We start from the raw sequence: 20,851 nt of genomic DNA on the forward strand, positions 1-20,851 counted from the left end.
GACCGGGAAGGCTGCGATACCATCCGACTCCCCAACGGACTCCCGCCAGGACGACGCGATGAACCGAGTGTTGTACCCAGGTACCTTCGACCCTATTACCAAGGGCCATGGCGATCTGGTCGAACGCGCCGCGCGCCTGTTCGATCACGTGATCATCGCCGTCGCCGCCAGCCCGAAGAAAAACCCGCTGTTTCCCCTGGAACAACGTGTAGAGCTGGCCCGCGAGGTCACCAAACATTTACCGAACGTTGAAGTCGTCGGCTTCTCGACGCTGCTCGCGCACTTCGCCAAAGAGCAGAACGCCAACGTGTTCCTGCGCGGTTTGCGCGCGGTGTCGGACTTCGAATACGAATTCCAGCTGGCCAACATGAACCGCCAACTGGCACCGGATGTGGAAAGCCTGTTTCTCACCCCGTCCGAGCGTTATTCGTTCATTTCCTCGACGCTGGTCCGTGAAATCGCAGCCCTGGGCGGCGATATCACCAAGTTCGTCCACCCGGCGGTGGCCGACGCCCTCACCCTGCGCTTTAAAAAGTAGGAGCTGCCGCAGGCTGCGATCTTTTGCGGCTACCGCAATCTTCGATCGCTGCACTTGATCGCGCCCGCGTGCACTGCGGGCGCCAATGCGGCACAATTGTGCGCATTGGTTTATTGCGCCCGGGCCTGCCGCCCCGGCTGGAGTTAGCATGTCCCTGATCATCACCGACGATTGCATCAACTGCGACGTCTGCGAACCCGAGTGCCCGAACGCCGCCATCTCCCAGGGCGAAGAGATCTACGTGATCGACCCGAACCTGTGCACACAATGTGTCGGCCACTACGACGAACCGCAGTGCCAGCAAGTCTGCCCGGTGGATTGCATCCCGCTGGACGAGGCCCATCCGGAAACTGAAGAACAGTTGATGGAGAAGTACCGCAAGATTACCGGTAAGGCTTGAAAGCCTGAAAAGATCGCAGCCTTCGGCAGCTCCTACCCTGGAATGCGTACACCAGCAGGAGCTGCCGAAGCCTGCGATCTTTTGATTCTGCTTCACTCCCGCTGCTCAAACCCTTCCCCGATGCACCCCAGACACCGCACAAACGCCGCTTTCGCCGGGTCGACCACCAACGCCTGCCCCGCATCGCCAATGCCACCACCCAGCGCGGTAAACGGCAGCGACACCACAAACGCCCCGGCACCGATCACTGTCGCCACCACCAGCAACGGTCGGGCAATCAGTAGATCGCCAAGCATGGCGTAGGCTGGCGGGTTCTGGATGGTGTAACGCGGGTCGCCGCTGCCGTTCTCAGCCGCCAGCGCGGGCGCACCGACGCTCAGTAACAGCGCAACGACAAAGGTTCGAAACAGATTCATGGCACGGTCCTTCGGCTATGCAGTGAGAACACTGACTATAGACCGTAGCCGATATCAGCTCTGACAACGTGGGCAAAAGACGCTGGCGCGCTGCCCCAGCTTGACTTCCCGCAGCCCGGTGCCACAGACCTTGCAGTGTTCACCGCCACGGCCATACACAAACAGTTCCTGCTGGAAGTAACCTGGCTGACCGTCGCCGCCGATAAAGTCCCGCAACGTGGTACCGCCCCGTTCGATGGCCAGGGCCAGGATGCGCTTGATCTCGATCGCCAGCTTCAAATAGCGCGCCCGTGAAATGCTCTTGGCTTCGCGGCGCGGGTCGATACCGGCAGCAAACAGCGCTTCGGTTGCGTAGATATTGCCGACACCGACCACCACCGCGTTGTCCATGATGAACGGTTTGACCGCCATGGAACGCCCACGGGATTGCTGGAACAGTCGCTCGCCGTCGAACAGGTCGGTCAACGGCTCCGGCCCGAGTCGAATCAGCAGTTCATGGTTGAGTGGGTCGAGACTCCAGAGCATCGCCCCAAACCGTCGCGGGTCGGTGTAACGCAGGGCCAGGCCCGATTCCAGTTCGATGTCCACATGCTCATGCTTGGCCGCCGGCATGCCGGCTTCCACCAGTCGCAGATTCCCCGACATGCCCAAATGGCTGATCAACGTGCCGACTTCGGCATTGATCAACAGGTACTTGGCGCGCCGCTCCACCAGCACGATGCGCTGCCCGGACAGCCGCACATCCAGGTCTTCGGGGATCGGCCAGCGCAGACGGCGCTCGCGAACGATTACCCGGCTGACGCGCTGGCCTTCCAGATGCGGTGCAATTCCGCGGCGGGTGGTTTCGACTTCCGGCAATTCAGGCATGGGGCTCTCGAATCAGGCGAGGTTCGACACTCAACGAGTGGCGAGGTCGCGAATCTCTTGTTTCTGGGTTTCGAAATCGTATTCCGATAAACCGATGTAATCGAGCACCAGGGGCCCGACGAGGTTCCATTCATGGTCTTCGGACTGGTTACCCAGTACCCGGAAAGAGGCGCAAATGTGTTCGGCCATCTTCAGGAGCGCCAGCAGATTTTTCAGCGGCGTATTGCGGGACGACTCATCGCTGAAAATGGCCAGGGCGTTGTGATGATTGGCAATGGCCTGGGTGACATGTTCGGGCAGGCGCCAGGATTTTGCGGTGTAATACCCGACCACGGCGTGGTTGGTGTTGTATTGCTTGTTCTCGGTATCCACCACGCGACATTCGGCGCTGGCGTTGCCATAGGCCTGTTCCAGCACTTTCATGTAATCGGGGAATTTCTTGAGCATCAACGGGATGCCGCAATCGTGGAACAGCCCCAGCGCATAGGCCTCATCACCAGCCTGGACGCCGACACGCTTGGCCAGGGTCAGGCACGTCATCGCCACGTCCTGTGCCGTGTCCCAGAAACGGTTGAGGGTGACGATGGCGTCGTCGTTCAGCTCACCCTTGATCGATTGCGCATTGATCAGGTTGATGATCGAACGGCTGCCCAACAGGTTCACTGCCCGCTGGATCGCGGTGATCTTGTTACTCAAACCGTAGTACGGCGAGTTGACGATCTTCAGCAAGGCGCCGGAAAGACCTGGGTCCTGGGAGATCAGCTTGGCGATCACCTCCAGGTCCGGGTCGGGCATGTACTGCTCCATCTGCAGATCCACCATGATCTGCGGCTGGGCCGGCACGCTGATGCCTTGCAGGGACTGTTGAATCTGTTCGGTCGTCAGTTCTTGGGACATCAGTACGCACTCCGGGTCAGGCGGGGATTCTAACCCTTAAAAAGATGGGTCCGACACATCCGCAGTTATGTCGCCGACATTTCATTTATTGCCCAGAACAAATGCACTCCCTGTGGGAGCGAGCCTGCTCGCGATAGCGTCGGATTAGCCAACATTGATGCTGAATGTACCGCCGTCATCGCGAGCAGGCTCGCTCCCACAAGTTGCAGGCCCCCTCACCGCATGTCCATCCGCCAAGCCGAGCCCTTGCGCAACACGCTATACTCCCGCTCTTTTTTCCGGAGCGACGTCATGTCCCTGCCTAGCCTGCGCCTCAAAGCCAACGCCGACCGACGCCTGCGAAACGGCCACTTGTGGGTTTACAGCAACGAAATCGATGTAGCCGCTACTCCTTTGCACGGTTTCAAGGCGGGCGATCAGGCGATTCTCGAAGCCGCCGGCGGCAAGCCGCTGGGCATCGTTGCCATGAGCCCGAACAACCTGATCTGCGCGCGCCTGCTGTCGCGCGACATCAAGTTGCCGCTGGACAAGTCGCTGCTGGTGCATCGCCTGAACGTTGCCCTGTCCCTGCGCGATCGCCTGTTCGACAAGCCGTTCTATCGTTTGGTCTATGGCGACTCCGACTTGCTGCCAGGCCTGGTGGTCGACCGTTTCGGCGACATTCTGGTGGTCCAGATCGCCTCGGCGACCATGGAAGCGCACAAAGATGACGTGATCGCGGCACTGACCCAAGTGCTCAAGCCAAGCGGCATTCTGTTCAAGAACGACTCCGCTGCCCGTGACGCCGAAGGCCTCAATCGCTATGTCGAAACCGTGTTCGGCCTGGTGCCGGAATGGGTGGCGCTGGAAGAGAACGGCGTGAAGTTCGAAGCGCCAGTCATCCAGGGACAGAAAACCGGCTGGTTCTACGACCACCGCATGAACCGCGCGCGTCTGGCACCTTATGCCAAAGGCAAGCGCGTGCTGGACTTGTACAGCTACATCGGCGGCTGGGGCGTGCAAGCGGCCGCCTTCGGCGCCAGTGAAGTGTTCTGCGTCGATGCTTCGGCCTTCGCCCTCGACGGCGTGGAGCGCAACGCCGCACTGAACGGTTTCGCTGAAAAAATGACCTGCATCGAAGGCGACGTGTTCGAAGCCCTGAAAGAGCTGAAAGCCAGCGAAGAACGTTTCGACGTCATCGTGGCCGACCCTCCTGCTTTCATCAAACGCAAGAAAGACATGAAAAACGGTGAAGGCGCCTACCGTCGTCTGAACGAGCAAGCCATGCGCCTGCTCAGCAAGGACGGCATTCTGGTCAGCGCCTCGTGCTCGATGCACCTGCCGGAAGACGATCTGCAGAACATCCTGCTGACCAGCGCCCGTCACCTGGACCGCAACATCCAGATGCTGGAGCGTGGCGGTCAAGGCCCGGATCACCCGGTACACCCGGCGATTGCCGAGACTCGTTACATCAAGAGCATCACCTGCCGTCTGCTGCCAAACAGCTGAGTACGCTGGTTTGACGGGGAGCCCACAGGCTCTCCGTCAGCCGTTCCAACGCCGCAGCACCGACTCTTCAACCCCAACTTCTTACTCTGCAGCCCTACAGACTTGCAGGACGTTTCCCTGCATCTTTTATTTGAAAGAACATAACTTACAAACCTGTTCCAACCGTAAGATCGCTCCGACAAAATTACTGGAACATTCCTACTTAATATCCCCTTGATAAGCGTTCATTACAGCCTATGATTGAGTTGTCACCGCAAAGTGACACTCACTATCAATGACAAGGAGTCAAAACATGAAAGCAATTACTCTGGAAGCTAACAAGATCGCTAATCTGGCTTTTCTGGTTGCGCCAAAAGCCCGCTAAGTAAATGAGGCGCTGGGGAGTGCCGGCTACCCAGCGTTTTCTTTGGCACAGCCCAGAGCGAACCGCCCATCATGCAGATAAACCCATATTTATTCATACTTCCTCGCACGCCCGGCCAAATAGTCTGGGATTACAAAAACCACAAACAATTTGAACTAAGCCCTGAATACTCAAACAGACTTACGCAACTTATCAACAACCCCAAACTGTATAACGACAGCAATATAGTTGACACTCAACTCCTAAACGCAGGAATACTGACAACATCAATACAAGGCACTATTGAATGGGGCTGGGATGAACTATCGAAGATCTTCCATATCGGCACCAAAAACATTCCCTGCGAACATGTCCCTCAGGATATTCACGAATGGTCGAGACACTACCTGGACCATTGCACCGACGTGCTGGCCGCTCCTGCACCGGGCAACCGCCCCACAGAACGCCAGGCGCGGGAGCTGATTGCCCTGCCAAAACCTTCCTGCCTGCCGGAAGGGTCTCTTGCCAACGTCCTGATCGGCCGAAAAACCTGCCGCACCTTCACCGATGCTGCTGTTTCACTGGATGCTATCGGCACGCTGCTTTACCTGTCCCTGGGCTACTTGCATGAGCGCGAAAACGATGTCGACGAAACCCTTGTCGAAGGCCTCGATGCCCGGCGCAGCAGCCCATCCGGTGGCGGACTGAATGCCTGCGAAGGCTTTCTTCATGTACATAACGTCAACGGCCTGAAACCCGGGCTCTACGCCTATCATCCCACCGAGCATGCACTGAGCTTCGTTAACCCGGCACCTGTATCGCCGCTGGGGCAGCTGCTGTGTGGGCAGCACTTCATCAACAACCTGCCAATGGGCCTGTTCATCACCGCTCGCTTCGACAAGTTGTGGTGGAAATATGAACACTCGCGAGCCTACCGAATGGCCTTCGTGGAAGCCGGGCATATTTCTCAGACGTTCCAGTTGGTGGCCACTGCGCTGGGGTTGAACACCTGGCTGACGGGGGCGCTGGCCGATGATCAGGTCGAGGCCTTGCTTGGGCTTGAAGACAGTGCGGAGCAACCGCTGTTTTTTGTCGGTTGCGGGCAGAGCGACGGGCAAGTGATGTGCAAGGAATTGAAAGATCTGCTGAGCAGTCGGGAGCCGCAACAATGACCGCCCCCATCGTTGCCCCAATAGATCCCCCCGTTTCCCGGGCGCTTCGTTTCACCCTCGGCGACTGGAATAACCGCGCCTCGGTGCGCACCAGCGAGCACGACTATCTATTACCGCCAGACCTGGAGCAGCAACTGGAAACACGCCACTGGTTTCCCCCGGGGTTTCTGGCTTACCTGAATCACCCGGCTATCGAAGCATTGGGTCAAACCGTCACCCATCGGCTGTCGTCCAATCATCTGGTGTACTTCCTCGACTACACCACCTTGCTCGAACACCGCATCGTCAACCGATCCGTGGAAACCATCATCCACGGGGAACTGAAGGTCCACATCCCCTCACGGATGAAGACCGCCGCGCTTCAGCTTTATACCGACGAGGGTTATCACGCCCTGTTTTCCAATAGCCTGGCCGAACAAATTGCCAGGTTCTACGGGATCAGCCTGCGCCCGGTCATGCCCCACCGCATAACCCGATTGAACACCCTGCTCGACCACGCGCCTGAAACACACAGGGCGCTGGCCTGGTTTCTCGTCGGGTTCGTGTCGGAGACGATCATTGCCAAGGAACTGCTCGACGTCTGCCGCGACAATCTGGTTTCCAGCGTCCGGGCAATGCTCAGGGACCATCTGGCGGACGAGGCGCGCCACAGTCGCTATTTCTCTGAAGTGTTCCATTACCTGTGGCTGACGCTGAACAACCGTCAACGCATGTTCGCCGCCAGACTGCTGCTGGACATCATCCGGATTTTCTTCGAGGCCGATGAACGATGGCTGCGGGAAAGCCTGTACAGCGCGGGTATCGGCGAGACCACCCTCACGGAAATTCTCGGCGGACTGACTACCCCCCAAGCCACCCTTCAAAGGACGCGATCCGGTGCTGACGCGACGCTTCAGGCGTTGAAAAAGGCCGGCTTCTTCGACCTGTCTTACAACCAGCAACTGTTTATGAAGGCAGGACTTATCGATGGATAAAGGGCACTCTGCGGCGACCGTCAAACAGCATCGAGGGGCGGTCAGCCTGTTGTTGGCAATGGTGCTGCTTGGCGTGTTCCCGCTGGATGTCCTGCTGCCCTCGTTCCCTGCGCTCGCCGAACACTTTCGCAGCACACCCGCTGATATTGCGCTCTCGATCAGTCTGTTTGCCGTCGGTATAGCGGCCTCCCAACTGCTGATTGGGCCGCTGTCGGATGTGATCGGGCGCAAAGGACTGTTGCTCGCCGGAATAACCGTTTCGATGCTGGGTGCGGTGGGCTGCACACTGGCCAAGGACTATGTCTACTTCCTGCTGTTCCGTGTCATTCAGGCGCTCGGCTGCGGGTGTTTCGTGTTGTCACAGGCACTGGTTCAGGATCTGTTCGAGGGAGAGGAACGTGACCGGTTGCGGATCCTGATGGTCACCGCCACCGGCGTTTTCATCTCGGTCTCACCGTTGGCCGGCACGCTCCTGCAAGCCACGCTGGGCTGGCAGGGCAGCTTCTGGGGGTTTACCGTGCTGGCTGGAATAGTGCTGCTCAAAGCCTGTTTTTTTCTCGAAAACACTCGGCCCGCGGCAACCGGAACGCGACCGAATATCTTCCAGCCCTACCGCTGGGTCTTGTGCGATTTCGACTTCCTGTCCTACTGGCTGATTTCAGCCTTTGCATTCGCCTGCCATTTTTCCTTCATCGTCATTTCACCGCTGATTTTCATGGATCAACTCCAGCTATCGGCCTATGACTTCTCGCTGATCCTGCTGGTATACGGCGGTGCCTACATCGTCGGCGGCATGGTTGCGACGCTGCTGGGTAAACGCATCAGTCCCGGTCATCAAATCATCAGCGGGCTGAGCCTGATCCTGTTGTCCGGCCTGATCATGCTTTACCTCTCAAGCCACTTTGCGCTGTCCCCGATCACCGTCCTGGTACCGATGCTCATCTGTACCGCCGGCACCACCATCGCCAGACCGGCCGCCACCTCCAAAGCCATGAGGCTGTTCCCCGAAAATGCGGGAACCTCGGCATCGGCCGGCAGCACAGTGATTTTCATCTGCGGCGGGTTGATCAGTGCGCTCATCAGCTTGAGCCCGGCCAACCTGCAATCCACCCTTGGATACAGCTTCATCATCTTGAGCAGCGTGGCGCTGGCGCTCAACAGTCGTATCAATCGCCGAGCCAAAAGCCCGCAAGCCAGCCCAAGCGTCGAATAACCTCGCCGATCGTCACCCCACACGCCCCGTCAGCGCTGGATCAACGCTTTCCGGCATTCCCTCCTGACGCCAGCGGTGTAGAATCGCGAGATTCATCGCCAGTCATCCCCCGGCGGGTTTATGAGCTCAAGCTGAAGCGCGCGGCGATCCCGCAAAGTCATCGGCAACTTCCGGACACACGGCCATTTCTGAGTGTTCCAGACGTCAATAGAAGCTCACTTCCCTTTTGATACCTGATTAGCCGCCCGGAGTGCTCCATGCCTGATTACCGCTCGAAAACATCCACCCACGGCCGCAACATGGCCGGTGCTCGCGCACTGTGGCGCGCCACGGGGATGAAAGATGACGACTTCAAGAAGCCGATCATCGCCATTGCCAACTCCTTTACCCAGTTCGTACCGGGCCACGTGCACCTCAAGGATCTGGGCCAACTGGTCGCTCGCGAAATCGAACGGGCCGGCGGCGTAGCCAAAGAATTCAACACCATCGCCGTGGATGACGGCATCGCCATGGGCCACGACGGCATGCTCTATTCGCTGCCGAGCCGCGAGATCATTGCCGACTCCGTCGAATACATGGTCAACGCCCACTGCGCCGACGCCATCGTCTGCATCTCCAACTGCGACAAGATCACCCCCGGCATGCTGATGGCCGCCTTGCGCCTGAACATTCCGGTGATCTTCGTTTCCGGCGGTCCGATGGAAGCCGGCAAGACCAAACTGGCCAGCCACGGTCTCGACCTGGTCGATGCCATGGTAATCGCCGCCGACTCCAGCGCATCCGACGAGAAAGTCGCCGAGTACGAGCGTAGTGCCTGCCCAACTTGCGGCTCCTGCTCCGGCATGTTCACCGCCAACTCGATGAACTGCCTGGTTGAAGCCCTGGGTCTGGCATTGCCGGGCAACGGTTCGACCCTGGCCACCCACAGCGACCGCGAACAGCTGTTCCTGCAAGCCGGCCGCACCATCGTCGAGCTGTGCAAGCGTTACTACGGCGAGAATGATGAGTCGGTGTTGCCGCGCAACATCGCCAACTTCAAGGCGTTCGAAAACGCCATGACCCTGGACATCGCCATGGGCGGTTCCACCAACACCATCCTGCACTTGCTGGCCGCGGCCCAGGAAGCCGAGATCGATTTCGACCTGCGCGACATCGACCGCCTCTCCCGCCATGTACCGCAACTGTGCAAGGTCGCGCCGAACATCCAGAAGTACCACATGGAAGACGTGCACCGTGCCGGCGGGATCTTCAGCATCCTCGGTTCCCTGGCCCGTGGCGGCCTGCTGCACACCGACCTGCCGACCGTGCACAGCAAGAGCATGGCCGAAGGTATCGCCAAGTGGGACATCACCCAGACCAACGACGAAGCGGTGCATCACTTCTTCAAGGCCGGCCCTGCGGGTGTCCCGACGCAAACCGCGTTCAGCCAGTCGACCCGTTGGGAAACCCTGGACGACGACCGTGAAAACGGCTGCATCCGCAGTGTCGAACACGCTTACTCGAAAGAAGGCGGCCTGGCCGTTCTGTACGGCAACATCGCGCTGGACGGCTGCGTGGTGAAAACCGCCGGTGTCGACGAGTCGATCCACGTCTTCGAAGGCAACGCGAAGATCTTCGAAAGCCAGGACAGTGCCGTACGCGGCATCCTCGCCGACGAAGTGAAGGCCGGCGATATCGTGATCATTCGTTACGAAGGCCCGAAAGGCGGCCCGGGCATGCAGGAAATGCTGTACCCGACGTCTTACCTGAAATCCAAAGGCCTGGGCAAAGCCTGCGCCCTGCTCACCGATGGCCGTTTCTCCGGCGGGACCTCGGGCCTGTCCATCGGCCACGCTTCGCCAGAAGCCGCTGCCGGCGGCGCGATTGGTCTGGTGCAGGATGGCGACAAGGTACTGATCGACATTCCGAACCGCTCGATCAACCTGTTGGTCAGCGACGAAGAACTGGCCGCGCGCCGGGTCGAGCAGGACAAGAAAGGCTGGAAGCCGGTGGAAGTGCGTCCGCGTAAAGTGACCACTGCGCTGAAAGCGTATGCCCTGTTGGCCACCAGCGCCGACAAGGGTGCGGTACGTAACAAGGCGATGCTCGACGGGTTGTAATACTTAACCGTCGAACAAAAAAAATGCCCCGCCAAGTGCGGGGCTGATCGTTCCCACGCTCCCGCGTGGGAATGCCTCAAGGGACGCTCCGCGTCCAGTGACGCGGAGCGTCACGGGCTGCATTCCCACGCAGAGCGTGGGAACGATCATCACCTCAGCCCCTGTAGGAGCGAGGCTTGCCCGCGATGGAGGCGACTCGGTCTTACTGAATCTCTTCCGGCTTCACGATCACCCAGTTCTTGTCCGCCGTCACCGCCAACCCTTCTTTCGCCTGGGCTGCTGCGTTTTTGGCCATCATGCCGTTAATCTGGGTCATGTACTTGTCTTTGCGGTTGACCCACACATGGATGCCGCCCTTGGACACGTCGACGCTGTGGAACAGCATGTAACCGTCGCTGCTCGGGGTATCGCCGCCCACCAGGACCGGTTTCTTCCATTCATCGATGTAAGTCAGGATGGCCGCCTGCTTGCCAGCCATCCAGGTTGCCGGGGTCCACAGGTACGGAGTCAGTTCCAGGCCCAGGTTAGCCTTCTCATCATACTTGCCGGCAGTAATCTGCTTACGCGCCGTGGTCAGCTCGCCAGTCTTGCGGTCCTTGAGCAGCAGGGACACGCCGATCACGTTCTGCGGTTTGACGTTGTAGCCGTACTTCGGATCGGCAGCGACCATGCGCACCAGCTCTTCGGAGGCGGCGGTCATCACGTAAACCTCGATGCCGTTCTCCATCAGCTTGTTGTAGAGCTCTTTCTGACCGGTGAAGATTTTCGGTGGGTTGACGTCGATGGTCTTGACCACGTCGCCGTCGTAATAAGTGCTCGGCACCGGTTTGCCAGACGCCATCAGCTCATCGACGTTGCCCTTGAGCTCCTGAAGCGTGAAGCCGGAGAACACTTGGGCGACCCATGGATAGCAAACCATGTCGTCGATTTCGCAGAGGCGATAGTAGTAGCTGAACAGGCTTTCCTTATGGTCGGCGGTGTCCTTGAACGGCATCAGTTTCAGGGAGGGATCGAGGCTCTCGCGAGTGATCAGGCCCTTGTTTTCCATGAACGGCAGCAACGACTCTTCGAGGTCGTAGCGGTAACTGGTGTTGTCCATGTCGAACACCGCAAAGTTACCCTTGTTGGCATTGGCTGCGATCATCGCGTCCAGCGCCTTGGCCTGATCGGCTGGCCAGTGCTTCAGGTCAGTAGCGAACGCCTGGCCGGCAAGGCCAAGGCTCAAACCCAATCCAAGTGCAGCAGCAAGAAATTTCGGTGCAAGCTTCATCGGCGTTTCTCCCCGTTTCAAAGAAATCGACGCTAACAAATAAGTGTGACAGTCCTCGCCTGCCCGCGACCGCTTGCATCCTGATTCCGCCAGCGGCATTCCTCATCGCGCCATCGGCTTATTCCAAAAACGACAGCCGACCGCTGTTTTTGATATTAATTCATTACATATCAAGCTGTTAGGCTTACCGGTTCGCAGTCACACACGAAGGTGGCTGGCACAAGTCTATGGAGCCTCTATGAATCTGCCGCTGATCCTCAATCTGCTGGTGTTCCTCGCCTTGCTCTTTGGCCTGGCGCAAACCCGTCACACCACCTGGAGCCTGGCCAAAAAGGTGCTGCTGGCGCTGGTGCTGGGCGTGGCGTTTGGTGTCGCCCTGCACACGATTTATGGTGCGGGTAACCCGGTACTGAAAGCCTCGATCGGCTGGTTCGATCTGGTGGGCAACGGTTACGTGCAGTTGCTGCAAATGATCGTGATCCCGCTGGTGTTCGCCTCGATCATCAGCGCCGTGGCCCGTCTGCACAACGCTTCGTCGCTGGGCAAGATCAGCTTCCTGACCATTGGCACGCTGCTGTTCACCACCGCCATCGCGGCGCTGATCGGCATCGGCTTGACCAACCTGTTCGGCCTCACCGCCGAAGGCCTGGTCGCCGGTACTCAGGAAATGGCTCGCCTGCAAACCATCCAGACCGACTATGCGGGCAAGGTCGCCGACCTGAATGTGCCGCAACTGTTGTTGTCGTTCATCCCGCAGAACCCGTTCGCCGACCTGGCTCGCGCCAAACCGACGTCGATCATCAGCGTGGTGATCTTCGCCGCATTCCTTGGGGTCGCGGCGCTGCAATTGCTCAAGGATGATGTCGAGAAAGGTCAGAAAGTGATCAACGCCATCGACACCCTGCAAGCCTGGGTGATGCGTCTGGTGCGCCTGGTGATGAAGCTGACTCCGTATGGCGTATTGGCGCTGATGACCAAAGTGGTCGCCGGCTCCAACCTGCAAGACATTATCAAGCTCGGCAGTTTCGTGGTGGTGTCCTACATCGGCCTGGGTTTGATGTTTGTGGTCCATGGCCTGCTGGTATCGGCCGCCGGGATCAACCCGCTGCGGTTTTTCCGCAAGATCTGGCCGGTGCTGACGTTTGCCTTCACCAGCCGCTCCAGCGCCGCCACCATTCCGCTGAGCATCGAAGCTCAGACCAGCCGTTTGGGGATTCCACAGTCCATCGCCAGTTTCGCCGCCTCGTTCGGCGCGACCATTGGCCAGAACGGCTGTGCCGGTCTGTACCCGGCAATGTTGGCGGTGATGGTCGCGCCGACCGTGGGCATCAACCCGCTGGACCCGCTGTGGATCGCAACATTGGTGGCGATTGTGACGCTGAGTTCGGCCGGTGTGGCCGGGGTCGGTGGCGGCGCGACCTTCGCCGCGTTGATCGTGCTGCCGGCCATGGGTTTGCCGGTGTCACTGGTGGCGTTGCTGATTTCGGTTGAGCCGCTGATCGACATGGGGCGTACGGCGTTGAACGTCAGTGGTTCGATCACCGCTGGGGCGATCACCAGCCAGATGATGCAGCAGACCGATAAAGAACTGCTGGATGCCGATGAGCATGAGGCGTTGGCTCAGGCTTAAGACTTTCATCGTCTGAGCGGGCCTCTTCGCGGGCAAGCCTCGCTCCCACAGGTTTTTTGGTGTTTACACAATTTGTGTTCCACCCTGATCACTGTGGGAGCGGGCTTGCCCGCGATGCTTTTATGCTTTTTCCCACACCTCAAAGCTATACGCCGGCTTGTCACCCTCCGCCGGATTCGGAACATTCGACACCAGTTTCCACTGGTTCAAATCAAACTCCGGAAACCACGCATCCCCTTCCGGGCTCAGCGCCACGCGGGTCAGGTATAGCCGATCAGCCTGTGCCAACCCTTGCGTGTACAACTGCGCACCGCCAATCAACATCACCTCATCGACGCCCTGCTCGTTCGCCCATTGCTGCGCCCGAACCACCGCTGCCTCCAGCGACGGATACACCTCCGCGCCTTCCAGCTGCAGATCCGTCTGACGGCTGACCACGATGTTCAACCGGCCCGGCAGCGGACGACCGAGGGAATCCCAGGTCTTGCGACCCATGATGATCGGCTTGCCGAGGGTGGTGGCCTTGAAGTATTTGAAGTCCCCCGGCAAGTGCCAGGGCATGCTGTTGTCGACGCCGATCACACGGTTTTCACCGAGGGCTGCGATCAGGCTGAGGGGGAGTGATTTAGTCATGCCGGCGAGGATACCAGAGCCTCCCTTACCCCGATAAGCGTCACAGCGGTTATGCTCATCGCTCAATTAAGCGACGGAATGCCGCGTGACTGAACTGACTCCCCTGCAAAACCTCTGGCTGAGCGAAACCATACGCCTGCGTGAAGAACACGCCGGCCCCCTGGATGATCTGGAAGCCAACCGAATCGCCCGTAGCGCTGGCGGCGACCTGCCGACGCGCATTCAACGCCGCGCCCTGTGGCTGGCCGAACGCGACGGACAGACACGCGCCCTCAAACACTGGCTGCAAGGCGCGCGACTGGCGCTGATCGTGCTGGCCGTGCTGGCGGTGATCAGCGGCGCCGGCCTGGCGTTTGCCGCGCTGGGTGACGGTCAGACCCCGGTCAATGTGTTCTGGGCGTTGGGCAGTCTGCTCGGGCTGAACCTGATTCTGCTACTGAGCTGGGCCCTGGGCCTGGTGCTCGCCGGCGAACAGGGTGCCGCCCTCGGACGCTTGTGGCTGTGGCTCAGTGAAAAACTCGCCCGCGATGCCAACGCCGCGCAACTGGCGCCGGCCTTGCTGCTGTTGCTGCAACGACAGAAACTCAATCGTTGGGCGTTGGGTGTGCTGGTCAACGGACTGTGGTTGCTGGCGATGCTCAGCGCCTTGGTGATGGTGCTGACGCTGATGGCGACCCGGCGCTACGGCTTCGTCTGGGAAACCACCATTCTCGGCGGCGACACCTTCGTCGCCATGACCCAGGCCCTCGGCGCCCTGCCGGCCTTGCTCGGTTTCAGTGTGCCCAGCGTGGAGATGATTCGCGCCAGCGGCGATGCCGCGCTGAACATCGAAAGCGCTCGCCAGGCCTGGGCGGCGTGGCTGGTGGGCGTGCTGCTGGTGTACGGCGTTTTACCGCGTCTGCTCCTCGCACTGTTCTGCCTGTGGCGCTGGAAAACCGGTCAAACAGCCTTGCGTCTGGATTTGAACCTGCCCGGCTACGCCCAACTGCGCGAACGGCTGATGCCCACCAGCGAACGCCTGGGCATCAGCGATGCCGCGCCTGAGCAACTTCATCGGGTTGAAAACGCGGCCAGCGATCTGCAAAGCGATGGCGCGCTGTTGGTGGCCATCGAGCTGGACGATCAACGTCCCTGGCCGCCGCAGCTGCCGAAAAGCGTCAACAATGCCGGCGTCCTCGACAACCGCGAGTCCCGGCACAGACTGCTCGAACAGCTGAGTCGCTTTCCCCCGGCTCGCCTGGCTATCGCCTGCGATCCCCGGCGTTCGCCGGACCGTGGCAGCCTGGCGCTGATTGCCGAACTGGCCCGCAGCGCCACCGCCACCCGCGTGTGGTTGCTGCAAGCGCCCCCCGGCGAAGCGCTGGATGCCGAACGCCTGGGCGACTGGCATGTGGCGCTACAACAACTGGACCTGCCATTCGCCGATTGCGCACCGTTGAACTGGCTGGAGACGGGTCATGACTGATGCCTGGAAACAGCCGTTGAAACTCGCCGTGGTCGGCCACACCAACGTCGGCAAAACCTCGTTGCTGCGAACACTGACGCGGGATGTCGGTTTCGGCGAAGTGTCCCATCGCCCCAGCACCACGCGCCATGTCGAAGGCGCGCGATTGTCGGTCGACGGCGAGCCGTTGCTCGATCTGTTCGACACGCCGGGCCTGGAAGATGCCATCGCCCTGCTCGACTACCTCGAGCGCCTGGAGCGGCCCGGCGAACGCCTCGACGGCCCGGCACGGCTGGCACGATTCCTTGAGGGCTGCGAAGCCCGGCAGCGCTTCGAACAAGAAGCCAAAGTACTGCGGCAACTGCTCGCCTCGGACGCTGGCCTCTATGTGATTGACGCCCGGGAGCCGGTGCTGGCCAAGTACCGCGACGAACTGGAAGTACTGGCCAGTTGCGGCAAACCGCTGCTGCCGGTGCTGAACTTTGTCAGCAGCGCCCAGCATCGCGAACCTGACTGGCGTGAAGCCCTGGCGCGATTGGGCTTGCACGCATTGGTGCGGTTCGACAGTGTCGCGCCGCCGGAAGATGGCGAACGCCGACTCTATGAAAGCCTCGCGCTGCTGCTGGAAAACTCTCGTGAACAGCTGGAACGCTTGATCGCCGATCAACAGGCCCAACGCCTGGCCCGTCAGCAGAGTGCAGCGCAGCTGATTGCCGACTTATTGATCGATTGCGCCGCCTGCCGCCGCAGTGTGGTCAGCGAGGCGGAGCAGGAACAGCAAGCGATCGGCGAACTGCGCAAAGCGGTGCGTCAGCGCGAACAACGCTGCGTCGAGGCCTTGCTCAAGCTCTACGCCTTCCGCCCACAAGACGCGGCAGCCAGTGACCTGCCGCTGCTTGATGGCCGCTGGGGCGATGACTTATTCAACCCGGAAACCCTGAAACAGCTCGGTGTGCGGGTCGGCGGCGGCATCGCGGCCGGTGCAGCGGCCGGGGCCGGGGTCGACTTGCTGGTGGGCGGCCTGACCCTCGGCGCGGCGGCGCTGGCCGGAGCGATTGCCGGTGGCGCCCTGCAAACCGCGCGCAGTTACGGCAGCCGCCTGCTGGGCAAGATCAAAGGCCAGCGAGAACTGACCGTCGACGACAGCGTGCTGCGGCTGTTGGCCTTGCGCCAGCGGCAATTGCTGCAAGCCCTGAACCAGCGCGGGCATGCGGCGATGGACAGCATTCAGGTCGCTACACCGCAGGACAAGACCTGGCGCGAAGGCAAACTGCCGGAAGCGCTGAACAAGGCTCGGGCGCATCCGCAGTGGTCGTCGCTCAATCCTCATTCGAAGTTGAATCAGGCGGAGCGGCAGGAACAGGTTGAGGTGTTGGCGCAGCAGTTGTAGAGCCCGAGTGATGTGTTGTTCAGGCGGGCGCCTTCGCGAGCAAGCCCGCGAAGGCGCCAGACCAGTCACCGCAATGCTTAAGCCGGAGCCTCAGCAAATCGTCTATTTGCGCAACAGGCGCAAACCGTTGAACACCACCAACAGGCTCACGCCCATGTCGGCGAACACCGCCATCCACATGGTGGCGAGCCCGGCGAAGGTTACCCCAAGAAAGATCGCTTTGATGACCAATGCCAAGGCGATGTTCTGCTTGAGGATATTCGAGGTCTGCTGCGACAGGCGGATGAAGGCCGGAATCTTGCGCAGATCGTCGTCCATCAGGGCAACATCGGCGGTTTCGATGGCGGTATCGGTACCAGCAGCCGCCATGGCGAAACCGATTTCGGCACGCGCCAGAGCCGGAGCATCATTGATGCCGTCGCCGACCATGCCGACGTTATGGCCCTGTGCATAAAGCGCTTCGATGGCCTGTAGCTTGTCGGTTGGCAACAAGTCGCCTTTCGCCTGATCGATACCGACTTGAGCAGCGATTGCCTGGGCGGTGTGGACGTTGTCGCCGGTGAGCATCAGGGTTTTGATGCCCAGATCGTGCAGTTGCCGGATGGCCTCGCGGCTGGACTCTTTCACGGTGTCGGCCACGGCAAACAGCGCCAGCGGGCCGGACTGGTCGAGCAGCAGCACCACCGACTTGCCCTGTTTCTCCAGAGCAAACAGCTTTTCTTCCAGCGCAGGCGAGCACAGGTTCAGCTCTTCCACCAGACGATGGTTGCCCAAGTGGTAGGTCTTACCGTGGATGTCACCGCGTACACCGCGACCGGCCAGCGCTTCGAAGTTATCCACAATCAGCGGCGCAAGTTGTTTATCCACAGCCGCATTGACGATGGCCAGCGATACCGGGTGATCCGAACGACCGGCCAGCGCCGCCGCAATAGCCGGGGCAGTTTCATCAGCGGTCGGGTCGAGGGACAGGTAGTCGGTCTGCACCGGTTTGCCGTGAGTGAGGGTGCCAGTCTTGTCGAGGGCCAGGTAATCGAGTTTGTGGCCGTGCTCCAGGTAGACGCCGCCCTTGACCAGAATCCCTTTGCGCGCCGCTGCCGCGAGGCCGCTGACGATGGTCACCGGGGTGGAAATCACCAGTGCGCACGGGCAGGCGACTACCAGCAACACCAGCGCCCGGTAGATCCAGTCGAACCACAGCGCATCCATGAACAGCGGCGGGATCACTGCCACGGCCAGGGCCAGGATGAACACCGCCGGTGTGTAGATTTTCGAGAAGCTGTCGACGAAACGCTGGGTCGGCGCCCGCGCCCCTTGGGCCTGTTCCACGGCGTGGATGATCCGCGCCAGGGTCGAATGGTTGGCCGCAGCAGTCACGGTATATTCCAGCGAACCGGACTGGTTGATGGTGCCGGCGAACACCTTGTCGCCGACGGTTTTCTCTACCGGCAGGCTTTCGCCGGTGATCGGCGCCTGATCGACGGTCGAGCTGCCGGCCACCACTTCGCCGTCCAGACCGATTCGTTCGCCGGGACGCACTCGCACCCGTACACCCAATTCGATGTTTTTCACCGGTTGAGCGACCCAACTGCCGTCGGCCTGCTGCACCGTGGCTTGCTCGGGGGTCATCTGCATCAGCCCGCCGATGGCGTTGCGTGCCCGGTCCAGAGACCTGGCTTCGATCAACTCAGCCACGGTGAACAGGAACATCACCATCGCCGCTTCCGGCCATTGACCGATCAAGATCGCGCCGGTCACCGCGATGCTCATCAGCGCGTTGATGTTCAGGTTGAGATTTTTCAGGGCAATCCAGCCCTTTTTGTACGTGCTGAGGCCACCGCTGAGGATCGAGATCAGCGCGATAACTGCCACCACCCAATTGGGCGCAGCGTTAGTGAAGTGGATAACTTCAGCCGCCAGCGCACCAACGCCGGACAGCGCCAATGGCCACCAAGGTTTTTTCTGTGGCACAGGAGTTGGCGCTTCGACGCCTTGTTCCAGTGGCTCGGCGTGCATGCCGAGGGATTTGATGGCGTCGATTATGGGCGCGGTGCCCGGCAGGTCGTGGGTCACGCCCAGCACGCGGTTGATCAGGTTGAATTCCAGTTGCTGCACGCCCGAAAGCTTCCCGAGTTTGTTCTGGATCAGCGTCTGCTCGGTCGGGCAGTCCATGGCCTCGATGCGGAAATTGCTCAGCCGCGCGCCGGCGGTCGGCGTCTCGCTCAACTTGATCAGCGATGGCACCGCGACTTTGGAGGAACAGCAGGAATCGCCGTGGCCGCCATGGTCATGTTTCTGCACAGGCTGCAGCTTGTGGCCGTGATCGTGATCGTGATCGTGATCGTGATCGTGATCAGCCTCGGGTTTGTGGGTGTGAAGAGAATCGCTCATTGGTCGCGTCCATGAAGGTGCCTGTTGCCAAGTAAAGACCCTGTAGCCACTATAGGGTCAAGCATCCTTTTGGAGATTGTCGCGATGAAAATAGGAGAACTGGCGAAACTCACCGACTGCGCCGTGGAAACCATCCGCTACTACGAGCGCGAAAACCTGCTACCGGAGCCGGCCCGCAGCGACGGAAATTACCGCGTCTACACCCAGGCCCACGTCGAGCGCCTGACCTTCATCCGCAATTGCCGCACCCTGGACATGACCCTCGAGGAAATCCGCAGCCTGCTGGCCCTGCGCGACAGCCCGCAGGATCAATGCGAAAACGTCAACGCGCTGATCGACGAACACATCCACCATGTGAAGGCACGAATCGACGGCTTGCTGGCCTTGCAGACACAACTGCTCGACCTGCGCCAACGCTGCAGCGAAGGGCCGGATATCGATCAGTGCGGGATTTTGCAGCGGTTGGAAGTGAGCGGCGGGGTGGTGGCGACGGAGGTGGAGCATTCCCATGTCGGGAGGAGTCACGGCCACTAAGAACACCACAAAAACCTGTGGGAGCGGGCTTGCCCGCGATAGCGGTTTGTCAGTCACATCAATGTTGGATGTGACGCCGTCATCGCGGGCAAGCCCGCTCCCACAGGTTCAGTCGTTGATCTTCAGACCGCCATCGGCGCCGTCATCGGCGCATGGTGCTCATAGCCTTCGAGCGAGAAATCACTCGGCTCGATCAACTCCAGCCATTCCGGCTGATAAACACCGGTCTTGGCAAACTCCGGCACGCGGTCGGAAATCACCAGTTTCGGCATCGGGAACGGCTCGCGCTTGAGCTGTTCATTCAGCATATCCAGGTGGTTTTCGTAGACGTGGGCATCACCGATGAAATAGGTGAACCAACGCGGCGTGTAACCGGTCAGGCGACCGATCAGGCTCAGCAACGCGGCGCCTTCGGTGAGGTTGAACGGCGTGCCCAGGCCCAGGTCGTTGGAGCGGATGTAGAGGGTCAGGGAGATTTCCTTGGTCTCGACATTCGGGTGGAACTGGTACAGCAAGTGGCACGGCGGCAGGGCCATCTCATCAAGCTGCGCAACGTTCCAGCCGTGGAACAGGATGCGACGGCTGCCCGGATCCTTGATGATGGTGTCGACGCACTGGCGAATCTGGTCGATCGCCTTGTACAGCACCACATAAGCCTGACCGTCCTCTTCGCCTTCGGCGATCTGACGATAACCCTGGCTCAGGGTCTGCTCGATGGCGGCCTGATTACTGATCGGGATCTGTTTGTACGCCGGCCATTTGCGCCATTGCACGCCGTAGATCTCGCCGAGGTCATCTTCACCCTGACGGAACGGGTTGGCCAGCCACTGGGCGTTTTCGTTGGCGTTCTGGTCCCAGACCTTGCAGCCCAGCGCACGGAATTCAGCAGCGTTGTTCACCCCGCGCAGAAAACCGCACATCTCGCCGATGGCGGATTTGAAGGCCATCTTGCGGGTGGTGATCGCCGGGAAACCTTCCTGCAAATCGAAGCGCAGCATCGCACCCGGAAAGCTGATGGTGTTCACGCCGGTGCGGTTGGCCTGTTTGGTGCCGTTCTTGATGACGTGGGCGACCAGTTCGAGATATTGCTTCATGAATTACCTGTGTCCTTGAACCCGGGACCGAAGCCCCAGGGTTCGAATGTATAGCGCGGCG

Annotated in this window: 18 protein-coding genes; 11 read left to right on the plus strand and 7 right to left on the minus strand. The window is 60.2% G+C overall.

The window, feature by feature from the left end; all coding sequences use genetic code 11:
* Positions 1-58: 58 nt before the first annotated feature.
* A complete protein-coding gene (coaD, locus tag AACY49_RS06445; RefSeq protein ID WP_040071510.1) occupies positions 59-538 on the plus strand; it encodes a pantetheine-phosphate adenylyltransferase in 480 nt (159 codons plus the stop codon).
* Positions 539-686: 148 nt separating this feature from the next.
* Positions 687-938 carry a YfhL family 4Fe-4S dicluster ferredoxin gene (locus AACY49_RS06450; RefSeq protein ID WP_003195146.1) on the plus strand — a complete coding sequence of 84 codons (252 nt, stop codon included), beginning with the start codon at positions 687-689 and terminating at the stop codon, positions 936-938.
* A gap of 92 nt (positions 939-1,030) precedes the next feature.
* On the opposite strand, the gene AACY49_RS06455 is transcribed toward AACY49_RS06450, so the two are convergent.
* The 3 genes from AACY49_RS06455 to AACY49_RS06465 are packed head-to-tail and all read right to left on the minus strand — an operon-like array spanning position 1,031 to position 3,064.
* Positions 1,031-1,354, minus strand: coding sequence for a multidrug transporter (locus tag AACY49_RS06455; RefSeq protein ID WP_258698627.1), 324 nt, complete (start codon positions 1,352-1,354; stop codon positions 1,031-1,033).
* Positions 1,355-1,408: 54 nt separating this feature from the next.
* Entirely contained in the window at positions 1,409-2,221 is an 813-nt protein-coding gene (mutM, locus tag AACY49_RS06460; RefSeq protein ID WP_052964970.1) for a bifunctional DNA-formamidopyrimidine glycosylase/DNA-(apurinic or apyrimidinic site) lyase, read from the minus strand.
* Between the two features lie 30 nt (positions 2,222-2,251).
* Complete coding sequence (locus AACY49_RS06465) at positions 2,252-3,064, minus strand: HDOD domain-containing protein (RefSeq protein WP_258700643.1); 813 nt, start codon at positions 3,062-3,064, stop codon at positions 2,252-2,254.
* Positions 3,065-3,409: 345 nt separating this feature from the next.
* On the opposite strand from AACY49_RS06465, the gene AACY49_RS06470 reads away from it, so the two are divergent.
* The 5 genes from AACY49_RS06470 (at position 3,410) to ilvD (ending at position 10,407) form a co-directional block, all read left to right on the plus strand.
* A complete protein-coding gene (locus AACY49_RS06470) occupies positions 3,410-4,606 on the plus strand; it encodes a class I SAM-dependent rRNA methyltransferase (protein ID WP_017341306.1) in 1,197 nt (398 codons plus the stop codon).
* 435 nt (positions 4,607-5,041) lie between these two features.
* Complete coding sequence (locus tag AACY49_RS06475) at positions 5,042-6,121, plus strand: SagB/ThcOx family dehydrogenase (protein ID WP_258698625.1); 1,080 nt, start codon at positions 5,042-5,044, stop codon at positions 6,119-6,121.
* Entirely contained in the window at positions 6,118-7,095 is a 978-nt protein-coding gene (locus AACY49_RS06480) for a diiron oxygenase (protein ID WP_339522466.1), read from the plus strand. The genes AACY49_RS06475 and AACY49_RS06480 overlap by 4 nt, the downstream gene beginning before the upstream one ends.
* The gene (locus AACY49_RS06485) at positions 7,088-8,308 is read left to right on the plus strand and encodes an MFS transporter (RefSeq protein ID WP_339522468.1); all 1,221 of its coding nucleotides are present in this window, start codon (positions 7,088-7,090) and stop codon (positions 8,306-8,308) included. The genes AACY49_RS06480 and AACY49_RS06485 overlap by 8 nt, the downstream gene beginning before the upstream one ends.
* A gap of 257 nt (positions 8,309-8,565) precedes the next feature.
* Positions 8,566-10,407 (plus strand): dihydroxy-acid dehydratase, encoded by a 1,842-nt coding sequence (gene ilvD / locus AACY49_RS06490; protein WP_339522470.1) that lies wholly within the window; start codon positions 8,566-8,568, stop codon positions 10,405-10,407.
* Between the two features lie 202 nt (positions 10,408-10,609).
* Here ilvD and AACY49_RS06495 read toward each other — a convergent pair whose 3' ends face one another.
* Positions 10,610-11,677, minus strand: a complete 1,068-nt coding sequence (locus tag AACY49_RS06495; protein WP_339522472.1) for a haloacid dehalogenase-like hydrolase — start codon at positions 11,675-11,677, stop codon at positions 10,610-10,612.
* Positions 11,678-11,915: 238 nt separating this feature from the next.
* Here AACY49_RS06495 and AACY49_RS06500 point away from each other — a divergent pair, with 238 nt between their 5' ends.
* On the plus strand, positions 11,916-13,307 hold the full coding sequence (locus AACY49_RS06500) for an L-cystine transporter (protein ID WP_339522474.1): 1,392 nt from the start codon (positions 11,916-11,918) through the stop codon (positions 13,305-13,307).
* Positions 13,308-13,427: 120 nt separating this feature from the next.
* Here the strand turns inward: AACY49_RS06500 and AACY49_RS06505 are convergent, their stop codons facing one another.
* A complete protein-coding gene (locus AACY49_RS06505) occupies positions 13,428-13,940 on the minus strand; it encodes a dihydrofolate reductase (protein ID WP_339522476.1) in 513 nt (170 codons plus the stop codon).
* An 85-nt stretch (positions 13,941-14,025) separates the two neighbouring features.
* Here AACY49_RS06505 and AACY49_RS06510 point away from each other — a divergent pair, with 85 nt between their 5' ends.
* Together AACY49_RS06510 and AACY49_RS06515 are read left to right on the plus strand one after the other, a co-directional pair.
* A complete protein-coding gene (locus AACY49_RS06510; RefSeq protein WP_339522478.1) occupies positions 14,026-15,405 on the plus strand; it encodes a DUF2868 domain-containing protein in 1,380 nt (459 codons plus the stop codon).
* Positions 15,398-16,774, plus strand: coding sequence for a GTPase/DUF3482 domain-containing protein (locus AACY49_RS06515; RefSeq protein WP_258698617.1), 1,377 nt, complete (start codon positions 15,398-15,400; stop codon positions 16,772-16,774). The genes AACY49_RS06510 and AACY49_RS06515 overlap by 8 nt, the downstream gene beginning before the upstream one ends.
* 102 nt (positions 16,775-16,876) lie before the next feature.
* Here AACY49_RS06515 and AACY49_RS06520 read toward each other — a convergent pair whose 3' ends face one another.
* Positions 16,877-19,162 carry a heavy metal translocating P-type ATPase gene (locus AACY49_RS06520; RefSeq protein WP_339522481.1) on the minus strand — a complete coding sequence of 762 codons (2,286 nt, stop codon included), beginning with the start codon at positions 19,160-19,162 and terminating at the stop codon, positions 16,877-16,879.
* An 84-nt stretch (positions 19,163-19,246) separates the two neighbouring features.
* Between AACY49_RS06520 and cadR the strand changes: the two genes are divergently transcribed.
* Positions 19,247-19,696 (plus strand): Cd(II)/Pb(II)-responsive transcriptional regulator, encoded by a 450-nt coding sequence (gene cadR, locus AACY49_RS06525; RefSeq protein ID WP_258698615.1) that lies wholly within the window; start codon positions 19,247-19,249, stop codon positions 19,694-19,696.
* 122 nt (positions 19,697-19,818) lie between these two features.
* Here the strand turns inward: cadR and AACY49_RS06530 are convergent, their stop codons facing one another.
* Entirely contained in the window at positions 19,819-20,790 is a 972-nt protein-coding gene (locus AACY49_RS06530; RefSeq protein WP_339522484.1) for a thymidylate synthase, read from the minus strand.
* Positions 20,791-20,851: the final 61 nt, after the last annotated feature.

It is taken from the genome of Pseudomonas sp. EL_65y_Pfl2_R96, assembly GCF_963970905.1.
In the GTDB taxonomy this organism is placed as follows: Bacteria; Pseudomonadota; Gammaproteobacteria; order Pseudomonadales; family Pseudomonadaceae; genus Aquipseudomonas.